Origin of the sequence: Streptomyces sp. NPDC005808, from assembly GCF_042871385.1 — a bacterium.
Taxonomy (GTDB): domain Bacteria; phylum Actinomycetota; class Actinomycetes; order Streptomycetales; family Streptomycetaceae; genus Streptomyces.
This window is the reverse complement of the sequence record NZ_JBIAIK010000001.1, coordinates 259,115-272,686: the sequence shown is the minus strand read 5'-3', so window position 1 is coordinate 272,686 and position 13,572 is coordinate 259,115. Positions and strand designations below refer to the sequence as shown.

14 protein-coding genes are annotated in these 13,572 nt (G+C 70.6%); 3 read left to right on the top strand and 11 right to left on the bottom strand.

Annotated elements, in window-relative coordinates; all coding sequences use genetic code 11:
- Positions 1-23: 23 nt before the first annotated feature.
- On the bottom strand, positions 24-983 hold the full coding sequence (locus tag ACFYPC_RS01280) for an ROK family protein (protein WP_388668772.1): 960 nt from the start codon (positions 981-983) through the stop codon (positions 24-26).
- A 237-nt stretch (positions 984-1,220) separates the two neighbouring features.
- On the opposite strand from ACFYPC_RS01280, the gene ACFYPC_RS01275 reads away from it, so the two are divergent.
- Complete coding sequence (locus ACFYPC_RS01275) at positions 1,221-2,303, top strand: LacI family DNA-binding transcriptional regulator (protein ID WP_388668769.1); 1,083 nt, start codon at positions 1,221-1,223, stop codon at positions 2,301-2,303.
- A gap of 78 nt (positions 2,304-2,381) precedes the next feature.
- Here ACFYPC_RS01275 and ACFYPC_RS01270 read toward each other — a convergent pair whose 3' ends face one another.
- The 6 genes from ACFYPC_RS01270 to ACFYPC_RS01245 all read right to left on the bottom strand — a co-directional run bounded on the left by ACFYPC_RS01270 (position 2,382) and on the right by ACFYPC_RS01245 (position 8,970).
- On the bottom strand, positions 2,382-4,103 hold the full coding sequence (locus ACFYPC_RS01270; RefSeq protein WP_388668766.1) for a serine/threonine-protein kinase: 1,722 nt from the start codon (positions 4,101-4,103) through the stop codon (positions 2,382-2,384).
- A gap of 203 nt (positions 4,104-4,306) precedes the next feature.
- Positions 4,307-5,611, bottom strand: coding sequence for a DUF6986 family protein (locus ACFYPC_RS01265; RefSeq protein WP_388668764.1), 1,305 nt, complete (start codon positions 5,609-5,611; stop codon positions 4,307-4,309).
- Between the two features lie 177 nt (positions 5,612-5,788).
- Complete coding sequence (locus tag ACFYPC_RS01260; RefSeq protein WP_388668761.1) at positions 5,789-6,751, bottom strand: electron transfer flavoprotein subunit alpha/FixB family protein; 963 nt, start codon at positions 6,749-6,751, stop codon at positions 5,789-5,791.
- 67 nt (positions 6,752-6,818) lie between these two features.
- Positions 6,819-7,604, bottom strand: a complete 786-nt coding sequence (locus tag ACFYPC_RS01255) for an electron transfer flavoprotein subunit beta/FixA family protein (RefSeq protein WP_388668758.1) — start codon at positions 7,602-7,604, stop codon at positions 6,819-6,821.
- 238 nt (positions 7,605-7,842) lie between these two features.
- Positions 7,843-8,352: a flavin reductase family protein gene (locus ACFYPC_RS01250; protein WP_388668755.1), complete on the bottom strand. Its 510-nt coding sequence runs from the start codon at positions 8,350-8,352 to the stop codon at positions 7,843-7,845.
- Between the two features lie 204 nt (positions 8,353-8,556).
- Positions 8,557-8,970 carry a TlpA family protein disulfide reductase gene (locus ACFYPC_RS01245; RefSeq protein ID WP_388669991.1) on the bottom strand — a complete coding sequence of 138 codons (414 nt, stop codon included), beginning with the start codon at positions 8,968-8,970 and terminating at the stop codon, positions 8,557-8,559.
- A gap of 75 nt (positions 8,971-9,045) precedes the next feature.
- On the opposite strand from ACFYPC_RS01245, the gene ACFYPC_RS01240 reads away from it, so the two are divergent.
- Positions 9,046-9,462 (top strand): DUF4395 domain-containing protein, encoded by a 417-nt coding sequence (locus ACFYPC_RS01240; protein WP_388668752.1) that lies wholly within the window; start codon positions 9,046-9,048, stop codon positions 9,460-9,462.
- Positions 9,463-9,648: 186 nt separating this feature from the next.
- Complete coding sequence (locus ACFYPC_RS01235) at positions 9,649-10,377, top strand: lysophospholipid acyltransferase family protein (RefSeq protein ID WP_388668749.1); 729 nt, start codon at positions 9,649-9,651, stop codon at positions 10,375-10,377.
- A gap of 4 nt (positions 10,378-10,381) precedes the next feature.
- On the opposite strand, the gene ACFYPC_RS01230 is transcribed toward ACFYPC_RS01235, so the two are convergent.
- The 4 genes from ACFYPC_RS01230 to ACFYPC_RS01215 all read right to left on the bottom strand — a co-directional run bounded on the left by ACFYPC_RS01230 (position 10,382) and on the right by ACFYPC_RS01215 (position 13,564).
- Complete coding sequence (locus ACFYPC_RS01230) at positions 10,382-11,074, bottom strand: B3/4 domain-containing protein (protein WP_388668746.1); 693 nt, start codon at positions 11,072-11,074, stop codon at positions 10,382-10,384.
- Positions 11,075-11,081: 7 nt separating this feature from the next.
- Positions 11,082-11,654, bottom strand: a complete 573-nt coding sequence (locus tag ACFYPC_RS01225) for a transglutaminase domain-containing protein (protein WP_388668743.1) — start codon at positions 11,652-11,654, stop codon at positions 11,082-11,084.
- Positions 11,655-11,735: 81 nt separating this feature from the next.
- Complete coding sequence (locus tag ACFYPC_RS01220; RefSeq protein WP_388669987.1) at positions 11,736-12,809, bottom strand: threonine aldolase family protein; 1,074 nt, start codon at positions 12,807-12,809, stop codon at positions 11,736-11,738.
- Entirely contained in the window at positions 12,806-13,564 is a 759-nt protein-coding gene (locus ACFYPC_RS01215; RefSeq protein WP_388669984.1) for an SDR family NAD(P)-dependent oxidoreductase, read from the bottom strand. The genes ACFYPC_RS01220 and ACFYPC_RS01215 overlap by 4 nt, the downstream gene beginning before the upstream one ends.
- Between the last annotated feature and the right edge of the window lie 8 nt (positions 13,565-13,572).

The window sequence follows — 13,572 nt, the reverse complement described above, 5'->3', positions numbered from 1 at the left end:
AGCGCCGCCCGGCCGCCACCGGGTCAGCCGCTCACACCTGCGGCGGTCGTGTCCGCCCCCCGGGTGAGCGCGGCCGCCGCCGCACCGACCAGACCGGCGTCCGTGCCCATCAGTGCGGGCGCCACGGTCAGGCGCTGCACGAAGGACAGCGTCGCGTAGTCGGCCAGTGCCTTGCGCAGTGGCGTGAAGAGGACGTCCCCGGCCTTGCCGACGCCTCCGCCGATGACGGCGATGTCGATCTCGACGAGGGTCGCGGTCGCCGCGATGCCCGCCGCGAGGGCCTGCGCCGCACGCTCGAAGGAGACGGTGGCGACCGGATCACCCGCGCGGGCGGCGGCGGCCACCGCGGCCGCCGAGGTGTCGCCGTCCGGACCTGGCTGCCAACCGCCTTCCAGCGCGCGGCGCGCGATGTTCGGGCCACTCGCGATGCGCTCGACGCAACCGCGGGATCCGCACGGGCAGAGGTCGCCGTCGAGGTCCACACTGATGTGGCCGATGTGGCCCGCGTTTCCGGTGGGTCCCGAGTGCAGTTTGCCGCCGAGGACCAGCCCGCCGCCGACACCCGTCGACACGACCATGCAGAGCGCGTTGGCGTGGCCGCGTGCCGCGCCCTGCCAGTGCTCGGCCGCCGTGATGGCCACGCCGTCGCCGATCAGCTCGACGGGCCGGCCGGCCGTGGCCCTGCGAACCCGCTCGACCAGGGGATAGCCACGCCAGCCCGGTACGTTCACCGGGCTCACCGTGCCCTCCGAGGCGTCCACGGGTCCCGCGCTGCCGATACCGACGGCGCCCGCCCTGCTCCACAGCGGGGAGAGGGTCAGCTCGCTTATCACTTCCTCCACGGCCCCCATCACGGTGTCGCCGTCCTCCTGCGCGGGCGTCGCACGCTGCGCGCGGAGGAGAATCCGGCCGTGGCCGTCCACCAGCGCTCCGGCGATCTTGGTGCCGCCGATGTCGAGCGCGGCCACGAGGTCGGTGTGCATCAGTGTCAGATCTCCCAAGGCGGTGTCGAATCGGGCCCGCCGCGCTGCGGGCCCGTGTCCCCGGCCGGAAACAGGATCGAACGACGCGCCTCTGGGGGAAGACGCAGGCCGGAGAATGCGGTGGACAGTGTCTCCCGCATCTGACAACGTTGTCCAGGCTCTATGCTCGACGCCACATCCTCATACAACCCCATGGACCGACGCATCCCCCTAGTCCATTCTCATGGATCATTCTTTATGGAGCGACGCATCCCCGTGGACGACAGGACAGGACAGCGCATCGTGGCAGAGACCGCCCGCCGATCCGAGAACCGCTACGGCAACCGTCCCACCATGAAGGATGTCGCCGCGCGCGCGGGGGTCGGTCTCAAGACGGTCTCACGTGTGGTCAACGGCGAACCGGGGGTCACCCCGGACACCGAGCGCCGCGTCCAGGAGGCCATCGACGCCCTGGGCTTCCGCCGCAATGACAGCGCGCGGGTGCTGCGCAAGGGCAGCACAGCGAGCATCGGTCTCGTCCTGGAGGATCTCGCGGACCCGTTCTACGGGCCGCTGAGCCGAGCGGTCGAAGAGGTCGCCCGTGCCCACGGCGCGCTGCTGATCAACGGTTCCAGCGCCGAGGACCCGGACCGCGAGCAGGAGTTGGTCCTCGCACTCTGCGCGCGCCGGGTGGACGGGCTCGTGGTGATTCCCGCCGGTGACGACCACCGTTATCTGGAACCCGAGATAAAGGCGGGCGTCGCCACGGTGTTCGTGGACCGCCCGGCGGGCAGGATCGATGCCGATGTCGTGCTGTCCGACAGCTTCGGCGGGGCCCGTGGCGGCGTCGCCCATCTCATCGCCCATGGCCACCGCCGGATCGGTTTCATCGGTGACATGCCCCGTATCCACACGGCCGCCGAGCGACTGCGCGGCTACCGCGCCGCGATGGATGACGCGGGCATAGAGGTCGAGGACGCGTGGATGTCCCTGGGCGTCACCGACCCGCAGCGGGTGCGCAAGGCGGCCGAGGACATGCTCTCCGGCGAGTCCCCCGTCACGGCGGTCTTCGCCGGCAACAACCGCGTGACCGTCACGGTGGTCCGCGTCATCGCCGAGCGCGGGCGCCCGGTCGCTCTCGTCGGCTTCGACGACATCGAACTCGCCGACCTCCTCCAGCCCGGCGTCACCGTGGTCGCCCAGGACGCCGCCGCCCTCGGCCGCACCGCGGCCGAACGCCTCTTCCGCCAGCTCGACGGCAGTCTCATCACCCCGGAACGCATCCAGCTCCCGACCCGGCTGATCACCCGCGGCTCGGGGGAACTGCCGCCCGCGGTCTGAGCCATGGGTCGCCCGGGCCCCGTATGCGCGAAGCGCTGGACCTGCGATGCCGTCCGGCCCGGAGAAGTAGGTGCGGTCTCAGCAGACCGGAAGTCCCGGCACCGGTGCGTCGTTGTCGCCGCCCTGGATGTAGACGTCACTGACGAAGACGTTGGTGTTGCCGCTGTCGTCGTCGGTCCGGGCCCACCAGACGTTGGTCCACTCGCCGTAGGTTTCCCGGCGGCCCAGGTTCTGCTGGCAGTAGAAGTAGTTGGTGCCCTCGTTGAGGGTGCCGACCTGGGTGCCGGAGGCGGTGTAGGACGTGGCGGTGCGCCAGACCTGGCAGTTGTACCTGCCGCCGCCGATGGGGTCGCAGACGGGTTCGGGAGGGGGATCAGGGGTGGGAGAGCTGCTCGAACCGCCCCCCGTTGTACCGCCGTCGGTGGAGCCGCCCGAGGCTCCACCCGATGTACCGCCTGTGCTACCGCCGTTGACGGGCGCCTGTGATGACGGCTTCGGAGCACTCTCGGCTGTGTGACTGGGCTTCTCCTCCGGGGGCCCGGACTTCTTGTCGCCCTGTTGGGTCGGTTTGGCGTCGTCCGACAGGTCCACCTCCCCGCGGCCGGCTGCGTCGGAGGGCGCCGCGCCGTCGGCCCGGGGCGGCGCCGGTCTGGCCGCGTTGCCGGTGTCGTCCGGGCTGTTCAGCAGCACGACGGTGACGCCGGCCGCCGCGAGGACGACGGTGACGGCCGCCGCTGCGAGGAGGGCGCGGCCTCGGCGGCGGGGCGCGGGAGAAGGGCGGACGGCGACCGGCTGCGCGGGAACGGCGGCAACAGGCGCCGCCGCGGGAACGACGGGCTCCGGCGGTCCGAAACCCGGCGGTATGGAGGGCACGCTCAGCTCCGTGGTCGCACGCGGCTGTGGCTCCGGCCGTCTCAGGCCCCTCGTCTCGGAGTCCGTCTCAGGAGCTCCCGCGACCGCTTCCAACAGCTCGCGCGCCCGGTCGGCGTCCGGACGCTGCGCCGGCTGCTTGTGCATGAGCTGCTGCAGAACGGGGCCCAGCGGCCCGGCCCGCCGGGGTTCCGGCAGCGGCTCGGCCACTATCGCGGTGAGCGTGGACCACGTCGACGTACGGCGGAAGGGGGACAGCCCCTCCACGGCCGCGTACAGCGTGGCGCCCAGGGCCCACACGTCCGACGCAGGGCCCGGGTCGTTGCCCTGGGCTCGCTCGGGCGCCAAGTAGTCCAGCGAGCCGACCAGTTCACCGCTGCGGGTCAGGTGGGTGGCCGAGCCGTCACCTGGGTCTTCCATCGTGGCGATGCCGAAGTCGGTGAGGACGACCCGGCCGGAGCGGTCCAGAAGGATGTTGCCCGGCTTCACGTCGCGGTGCAGGACGCCTGCGCGGTGGGCCGCGGCGAGCGCGTCCATGACCTTGGCGCCGATGGCGGCCGCTTCGCGGGGGTCCAGGGTGCCGCGCCGGCCCAGGACGTCGTCCAGGGAGGGGCCGTCCACCAGTTCCATGACGATGAGCGGTCGTCCGTCGACCTCCGCCACGTCGTGCACGGCTACGACTCCGGGGTGGCGCACCCGAGCCGCCGCGCGCGCCTCGCGCTGCATCCGGCGGCCCAGGTCGGCCAGTTCGGGGGCGGCGGCGTCCGTGAAGGTGCGCAGTTCCTTGACGGCTACCTCGCGGCCCAGCACCTCGTCCCGGGCTCGCCAGACGACGCCCATGCCGCCGCGGCCGAGTTGGGCCAGCACGCGATAGCGCCCGGCCAGCAACCGGCCGGTTCCGTCCGCCTGTTGGTTCTCCGCCGAAGACACCGCTGCCCCGTTCCTTGGTCACGCCAGTGGATGGCGTCCACCCTACGGGGCAGCAGTGACGGCCGGTGTCGGGAGTCGACCTCTGTGACGTGGTCGCTACGCGACCGGGTTCAACGTCCGTGCTGAAGCCGCAGAGCGTGCGGGGCTGCTCGCGCCCACGCGGCGGAGCCGCACAATGTCACAGCCCCGCGTCCCCGAAGGCCCTACTGGGCCGAGATCGTCAGATCTCCCCGCCTCGGCACCGCGAAACCCTCCAGCTCCGCCCGCGTCAGTCCTGTGACCCGCGCCACCTCGGCGATGTCCAGGGCCCCGCAGTCAAGCCCGCGCAGCAGATAGCCGCTGAGGGCCTTGGCGGTGGCGGGTTCGTCCATGACATCGCCGCCGGACTGGTTGGCGTACCGGGAGAGACGGGCGGCGGCCTGCTCGAAACCCTCGCGGTAGAAGGCGAAGACGGCCGCGTAGCGGGTCGGGATGTGGCCGGGGTGCATGTCCCAGCCCTGGTAGTAGGCGAGGGCGAGGGCACGGCGGGTGAGGCCGTAGTGCAGCCGCCAGGCGTCGTGGACCTTCTCCGTCGGGCCGACCGGCAGGACGTTGGTGGATCCGTCGCAGACGCGTACGCCGGTGCCCGCGGCGGCGACCTGCATGATCGCCTTGGCGTGGTCGGCGGCGGGGTGGTCGCTCGCCTGGTAGGCGGCGCTGACGCCGAGGCAGGCGCTGTAGTCGAAGGTGCCGTAGTGCAGGCCGGTGGCGCGTCCTTCGGCGGCCCGGATCATGCGGGCGACGGTCGCGGTGCCGTCGGCGGCGAGGATCGACTGGCTGGTCTCGATCTGGATCTCGAAGCCGATCCGCCCGGCCTCCAGACCGCGCGCCTTCTCGAACTCCTCCAGGAGCCGGACCATCGCGGTGACCTGCTCGGCGTACGTCACCTTCGGCAGGGTCAGGACGAGCCCCTCGGGCAGACCGCCGGCCTCCATCAGGCCGGTGAGGAAGATGTCGAGGGTGCGGATGCCGCGGGCGCGGACCGGGGCTTCCAGGCACTTCATGCGGATGCCCATGTACGGGGCCGCCGTGCCGTTCGCGTACGCCTCCGCGATCAGCCGGGCCGCGCGGGCCGCCGCTTCGTCCTCCTCGGCGTCCGGCCGCGGGCCGTAGCCGTCCTCGAAGTCGATGCGCAGGTCCTCGATCGGTTCGCGCTCCAGTTTGGCCCGCACGCGGTCGTACACGGGCTTGGCGAGGTCGTCGGTGAGGCCGAGGACGGCGGCGAAGGAGGCGGCGTCCGGGGCGTGTTCGTCGAGGGCCGCGAGGGCCCGGTCGCCCCAGGTGCGGACGGTATCGGCGGCGAACGCGTCACCGGGTACGTACACGGTGTGGACGGGCTGCCGGGTACCGGGGTCGCCGGGGTAGTGGCGCTCCAGCTCGGCGTCGACCGGGGCAAGGGAGGCGCTGATCTCCTCGCTGACGGCGCCCGCGAGGCTGGTCGCCACCTTCTCCTGCTGACCCTGACCCATTCCACGCCCTCCTGTTTTCCGCAGTACGGAATCAACAATCCGTAGAACGAAGTTATCCGGGGACCTTCCCGCCGGTCAACACCCCTCTTGGGCAACACCGGCCCCGAAATGAGCAGGGGCCCCTGCGACCGCGTCAACAGCGGTCGCAGGGGCCCAGATGCCTCGTACGGCGGAAACTCAGCCCTTGCGGGACTTGATCTCCTCGGTGAGCTGCGGGACGACCTCGAAGAGGTCGCCGACGACGCCGTAGTCGACGAGGTCGAAGATCGGGGCCTCGGCGTCCTTGTTGATGGCGACGATGGTCTTCGAGGTCTGCATGCCCGCGCGGTGCTGGATCGCGCCCGAGATGCCGGAGGCGATGTACAGCTGCGGGGAGACCGACTTGCCGGTCTGGCCGACCTGGTTGGAGTGCGGGTACCAGCCGGCGTCGACCGCCGCGCGCGAGGCACCCACGGCCGCACCGAGGGAGTCGGCGAGCCCCTCGATGATCGCGAAGTTCTCGGCACCGTTGACGCCACGGCCGCCGGAGACCACGAGCGCGGCCTCGGTCAGCTCCGGGCGGCCGCTGGCTGCGCGGGGCGTGCGCGCGGTGACCTTCGTGCCGGTGGCCTTCTCGGAGAAGGACACGGCGAGGGCCTCGACGGTGCCCGCGGCCGGGGCGGCCTCCACCGCGGCGGAGTTCGGCTTGACCGTGATGACCGGGGTGCCCTTGGACACACGGGACTTGGTGGAGAAGGAGGCGGCGAACGCGGACTGCGTGGCCACCGGGCCCTCGTCGCCGGCCTCCAGGTCGACGGCGTCGGTGATGATGCCGCCGCCGATACGGAGCGCGAGGCGGGCCGCGATCTCCTTGCCCTCCGCGGAGGACGGCACGAGCACGGCGGCCGGGGACACGGCCTCGTACGCGGCCTGGAGGGCGTCCACCTTCGGTACGACCAGGTAGTCGGTGAACTCGGGGGCGTCGGCGGTGAGGACCTTGACCGCGCCGTGCTCGGCGAGGGCGGGGGCGGTGGCCTCCGCGCCGGCGCCGAGAGCGACGGCGACGGGCTCGCCGATGCGGCGGGCCAGGGTCAGCAGCTCAAGGGTGGGCTTGCGGACGGCGCCGTCCACGTGGTCGACGTAGACGAGAACTTCAGCCATGGGACTTCTTCTCTCCTGCTTGCGAAAGATGAGGGGCGGTCAGGGAGCCTGCGGCAGGCCGGTGTTCTCAGATGAACTTCTGGCCCGCGAGGAACTCGGCGAGCTGCTTGCCGCCCTCGCCCTCGTCCTTGACGATCGTGCCGGCGGTGCGCGCGGGGCGCTCGGTCGCGGAGTCGACCTTGGTCCAGGCGCCTTCGAGGCCGACCTCGTCCGCCTCGATCTCCAGGTCCTCCAGGTCCCAGGCCTCCACCGGCTTCTTCTTGGCGGCCATGATGCCCTTGAAGGACGGGTAACGCGCCTCGCCCGACTGGTCGGTGACCGACACGACCGCCGGGAGGGAGGCCTCCAGTTGCTCGGAGGCGGAGTCGCCGTCGCGACGGCCCTTGACCACGCCGTCCTCGACGGTGACCTCGGAGAGGAGGGTGACCTGCGGAACGCCCAGACGCTCGGCCAGCAGGGCCGGGATGACACCGGCGGTGCCGTCGGTGGACGCCATGCCGGAGATGACCAGGTCGAAGCCGGCCTTCTCGATGGCCTTCGCCAGCACCAGCGACGTACCGATCACGTCGGTGCCGTGCAGACCGTCGTCCTCGACGTGGATGGCCTTGTCCGCGCCCATCGACAGCGCCTTGCGCAGCGCGTCCTTGGCGTCCTCGGGGCCGACGGTCAGCACGGTGATCTCGGCGTCATCGGCTTCGTCGGCGATCTGCAGCGCCTGCTCCACCGCGTATTCGTCGAGCTCCGAGAGCAGGCCGTCCACGTCGTCACGGTCGACGGTCAGGTCATCGGCGAAGTGCCGGTCGCCGGTGGCGTCGGGCACGTACTTCACAGTGACAACGATCCTCAAGCTCACGCCGGCTCTCCTACTGCATCGTCAATTTTTGGCTGCCTTCTTATCGGCAGCATAGGCGCCTGAAGCGGCCGATCCCGGTCGGGGCGGCCCGCGCTCCGACCGAAATATTACTCACCAGTACATCCAGTGGATGCCCACTAAGCAAGCGCTTTGAACTGTGACGTTCGCAACGCTGCGTAACCGACGGACAGAACCGAGGCACGGACGCCCACGAACAGGACCGAGGTGCGGACTCGGTTCAGTCGCGCAGGCCGTTGAAGCGCCCCTGGTGGTAGAGCAGCGGGCGGCCGGCGCCCGACGGGTCACCGAGGACGACCTCGGCCAGGACGATGCGGTGGTCCCCCGCGGGCACCCGCGCGACGACACGGCACACCAGCCACGCGAGGACGTCGTCGAGCACCGGAACACCTTCGGGGCCGTTACGCCAACGGGTGGAAGCACCGAAGCGGTCGGCGCCGCTCCTGGCGAAGGTGCCTGCGAGTTCCTGCTGGTGCTCCCCGAGTATGTGCACGCCTATGTGGTCGGACTCGGAGACCGCGGGCCAGCTGGACGCACCGACACCGATCCCGAAGGAGACGATCGGGGGCTGGGCGGAGACCGAGGTGAGCGAGGTGGCGGTGAAGCCGACGGGGCCGTCGCCGCCGGGAGCCGTGATCACGGCGACACCGGCCGCGTGCCGCCTGAAGACGGAGCGCAGCAGTTCGGGGGAGGCGAGCTGGGGTGTGCCGAGGTCGGGCGTGGCCGTCATGGACTTGTCCTTCTACGAGAGGTGACGGGCTGATCCGTGGCTGCTCAGCAGCCCGGACAGCGCGCGCTCGCGGTTCGGGCCAGGTCCACGTGGACGCGCTCGAACAGAAGGAGTTCCGGGGGCATACGGTCAGGCTGACGATAGATGGTGGGTGCAGTCAAGTGCGTTCCGGTATCTGGGAGGTGCCTCACCTTGGTCGCCACGTCAGACAGCCTCCCCCAGTGCGGCGATCACATCCGCCTTGCGCGGCTGCCCCGTCGCCCGCCGCACGATCCGCCCGTCGGCGTCGAGCACGAGCACGGTCGGCGTCTTGAGAATGTCGAGTTCGCGTACGAGGTCCAGATGACCCTCCGCGTCGATCTCCACGTGGGACACCCCGGGGACCAGCTCCGCCACCTCGGTGAGGATCCGCCGGGTCGCCCGGCAGGGGGCACAGAAGGCGCTGGAGAACTGAACGAGCGTGGCCCGCTCACCGAGCCCCTCCCCCAACTCCGCCGCGCCGAGCAGCTTTCCGCCGTCGCGCCCGCGCACCCTCACCCTCCCGCTCCGCCGCCGATGCAGCACTCCGTAGGCGCTCGCCATCGCGAGCACCGCCACACACACCACGAGTCCGGTCATCTTCTCCACAAGCATTCACGAGACCGCAAAGATTCCCGGCTACGGGAACGGCGCCCGGTACGGAATGCTTGGTTCATGGAAATCGATGTGAGAGGGCCGCGGTTCGGTGCGGCCGTGACGACCTTCGTGCTGGCGGTCGTACTGATCACCGGCAGCGCCTGGCTGCTCGCCTGGCAGACGCTGGCGTTCGCGCTGGGCGCGGCGGGCGGTGTGGGGCGCTCTCCGTACGGCTGGCTGTTCCGCAAGGCCGTACGCCCGCGGATCGGGCCGCCCACGGAGTTCGAGGCGCCGGAGCCGCCGCGTTTCGCGCAGGCGGTCGGGCTCGCGTTCGCGGTCGTGGGGCTCGTCGGCTATGCGGTGGGGCCGCAGTGGCTGGGGCTCGCGGCCACCGCGTGTGCGCTGGCGGCCGCGTTCCTCAATGCCGCGTTCGGCTACTGCCTCGGGTGCGAGATGTACCTGCTCGTGCGCCGAGTCACAGTACGCGCGGAGTAAAGGGGGCTTAAAACTACGAGGTGGATCTAGGGGTGACGTGACGAGGATCTCGTCCGGTCCGGGCACTGGGACTGGCCACTCGTCCGTTCTTCGGGCACGATCTGCGCAATGCCGTAAACCTACGGCTGCGTAACTTTTCCGCCGGGGGACTTCTTCCCCAGGCAGAGAGAAGGGTCCACCCCGTCCATGGCAGAGCTTGTCTACCGTCCCGTCGTCGGTCTCGCCCAAGTGTTGTTCAAGGCCTGGGACCTCAAGATCGACTGCAAGGGATCGGAGAACATTCCGCGCTCGGGCGGCGCTGTGCTGGTCAGCAACCACATCAGCTATCTGGACTTCATCTTCGACGGCATGGCCGCCCTGCCGCAGAAGCGTCTGGTGCGCTTCATGGCGAAGGAGTCGGTGTTCCGGCACAAGATCTCCGGACCTCTGATGCGGGGCATGAAGCACATCCCGGTGGACCGCAAGCAGGGCGAGACGGCGTACCAGCACGCGCTGGACTCGCTGCGCTCCGGCGAGATCATCGGCGTCTTCCCCGAGGCCACCATCTCGCCGTCGTTCACCCTTAAGAGCTTCAAGTCGGGTGCCGCGCGTATGGCCCAGGAGGCCGGCGTCCCGCTGATCCCGATGGCGGTGTGGGGCACCCAGCGCCTGTGGACGAAGGGCCACCCGCGCAACTTCAAGCGCAGCCACACCCCGATCACCATCCGGGTCGGCGAGCCCGTCGAGGCCCCGAAGGACCAGTACGCGGGGGCGATCACCCGGCGGCTGCGTGACCGCGTACAGGAGCTCCTCGAAGCCGCGCAGCGCGCCTACCCCGTGCGGCCCAAGGGGCCGGACGACACCTGGTGGATGCCCGCGCACCTCGGCGGCACCGCGCCCACCCCCGAAGAGGTGAAGGCGGCCGAGGCGCGCTGAATCGTCACTCCGGGGCGTGGACGGTGATCCGCGCCCCGGGGCTGAACTTCTCCAGGAGTTCGGCGAGTTCGGCCCCCGCCCGCGCGACGTCGGCCACCGGCATCGGCGCCAGGCTCTCCAGCAGGAAGACCGCGGAGACGGACTCCTCCGTGAGCCGCGTCCGTGGCCCCTGCCGCCAGTTCCAGCGGCGGCAGGTCACCCCCGCGTCGTCGCACCACACCACCTCGCCCGCGTCGGGGTGTTCGATGGCCTCCTCGCCGCCCGCGACGGTCACGAAGTCCTCGTCGCCCGTGGCCCGCACGAGCCGCATTCCGCCCTGGATGCGGTCGATGTCCTCCCCGCCGACGGGGATCAGGTGGGCGACGCTGATGGCGTTGTAGACGTCGACGAGCACGTTGATCCGGGGCAGTCCGGCGTCCGAGAGCGCTCGTTTGGCCAGCGCCTCCGCCGAGTTGCGGGTCCGCGAGGGCTTGGAGCCGAACGCCGTGTAGGTCTCCCGCCAGGCCGCCATGTGCGGGTCCTCGTGCGGAGGGCGCCCGTCCAGTCGTACGGCCAGACGGCGGGCCGCGTCGTCGAGCAGCGCCGAAGTCCCTTCGGTACTGGGCCCGTTGACGAGCCCGTACGCCTCGATGGCGACGTGGGTGAAGCCGGGCGCGAGGGCGCGCACCTCGTCGGACACGGTGAGTGTGAGGGTCATGGTTGCCTCAGAGTGCGGTAGGGAGCGTCTGCCAGAGCTGCGGCCGGTCGGGGGCGGCCTTGAGGGCGCTCAGCACAACCGGGTGAGGTTCAGCGTACAGTACTGGATAGTCCATCTCATTGAACTCCCGGTCGGGGGTGAAGGCCAGCCGTTCGCCGTCCAGGGAGAACTGCGCGTCCACTCCCGGTTTGTTGCCGCGAGGGTCCTGCCGGTGCCAGGCACCGTTGAACCGCACCGCGACGAGCCCGTGCACCTCGCCGAACTTCTGGTAGCACAGCGCCGTCGGGATGTCCTCAGCGCGCAGCAGCGCGGCCAGGGCGTGGGCCTTGGCGTAGCAGATCCCGGTGCGCTGCTCCAGCACGTCGGACGCACGCCAGGTGACACGCGGGTCGCCGGAGTCCTGCGAGTGCGGGATCTCATCGCGGACGAATTCGAACGCGGATCGTGCATAGGCATACGAGTCAATGGATCGCTTGGCGAGCCGTGCGGCCACCTCGCGCACCAGCGGATGGTGATGGTCGATGACCTCGTCGGCGGCCAAGTAAGCGGACAGGTCTGTGGTGTTCTGGATCAGCTCCATGCCCGCAGAGCATAGGAACGCGATCACCCCGGAGTCAATTACTTTCCAGAACACCGCATACCTATGCATCCATTCCTTGGGTTACGGGTGGGCCATCTCCTCCTTGAGCGCCGCCACGAACCCGTCGACATCGTCCTCGGTGGTGTCGAAGGCGCACATCCAGCGGACGTCGCCCGCGGCCTCGTCCCAGAAGTAGAAGCGGTAGCGCTGCTGCAGGCGCTCGCTCACGTCGTGCGGAAGGCGCGCGAAGACCGCGTTGGCCTGCACCGGGTGGAGGATCTCCACGCCGTGCACCGCGCGCACACCCTCGGCGAGCCGCTGGGCCATCTCGTTGGCGTGGCGTGCGTTGCGCAGCCAGAGGTCCTTGGCGAGCAGCGCCTCCAACTGCACGGAGACGAACCGCATCTTGGAGGCGAGCTGCATCGACAGCTTCCGCAGGTGCTTCATGTGGCTGACGCCGTCCGGGTCGAGGACGACGACGGCCTCACCGAACAGCGCGCCGTTCTTCGTGCCGCCCAGCGAGAGGATGTCGACGCCGACCGCGTTGGTGAACGTCCGCATGGGGACGTCCAGGGAGGCGGCCGCGTTGGATATCCGGGACCCGTCCAGGTGCACCTTCATGCCGTGCGCGTGGGCGTGGTCGCAGATCGCGCGGATCTCCTCGGGCGTGTAGAGGGTGCCCAATTCGGTGCTCTGGGTGATCGAGACGACCTGCGGCATCGCGCGGTGTTCGTCGTCCCAGCCGAACGCCTGCCGGTCGATCAGCTCGGGTGTGAGCTTGCCGTCGGGGGTGGGCACGGTGAGCAGTTTGAGGCCGCCCATGCGCTCGGGGGCGCCGCCCTCGTCGACGTTGATGTGCGCGCTCTCGGCACAGATCACCGCGCCCCACCGGTCGGTGACGGCCTGCAGCGCGACCACGTTCGCACCCGTTCCGTTGAAGACCGGGAAGGCCTCTGCGGTGGCTCCGAAGTGGCTGCGGACGATGCGCTGGAGGTTGGCGGTGTAGTCGTCCTCGCCGTACGCGACCTGGTGTCCGCCGTTGGCGAGGGCCAGGGCGGCGAGCACCTCGGGGTGGGCCCCCGCGTAGTTGTCGCTGGCGAAGCCCCGGACGGCCGGGTCGTGGTGACGCCGGGCATCGGTCCTGGGCGGGTTCACGGCTTCTCGGTCAGCCACAGACGTTTTCCGTTCACTTCACCGGCGGGCTTGTCCCAGACGCCGGCGATGGCGTCGGCCAGCTCCTTGACGTCGGTGAAGCCCGCGAACTTCGCGTTCGGGCGCTCGGCGCGCATCGCGTCGTGCACCAGTGCCTTGACGACCAGGATGGCAGCCGCGGATGTCGGCCCGTGCTCGCCCCCGGCCTTGCGGAAGTAGTCGGCCATGGCGAGCGTCCAGGCCTCGGCGGCGGCCTTGGCGGCGGCATAGGCCGCGTTGCCCGCGGTGGGCTTGCTCGCACCGGCGGCGCTCGTCAGGACGTACCGGCCGCGTTCGCTGCGCTGCAGCGCCTCGTGGAAGGCGAGAGAGGTGTGCTGCACGGTACGGATGAGCAGCAGTTCGAGCAGGTCCCAGTCGTCGAGGACGGTCTTGGTGAAGGTCTCGCTGCCCCGCCAGCCGCCGACGAGGTGGACCAGGCCGTCGACGCGGCCGAAGTCGTTCTCGACGCGGTTGGCCCAGTCGCGCGTCGACGGCAGGTCGAGCAGATCGACCGTTTCTCCGACGACCTTGGCGCCGCCGTACGCGTAGCGGGCCGCGTCCACGGCCTCCGCCAGACGCTCGGGGTCGTTGTCCGAGCCGACGACGGTCGCGCCCGCCTCGGCGAGCCGCAGCAGCGTCGCGCGGCCCGCGGGGCCGCCGGCGCCCGCCACCGCGATCACCGCTCCGTTGAGTGCTCCGTTGCCGTTTCCGTGGGACATGGTCTTCG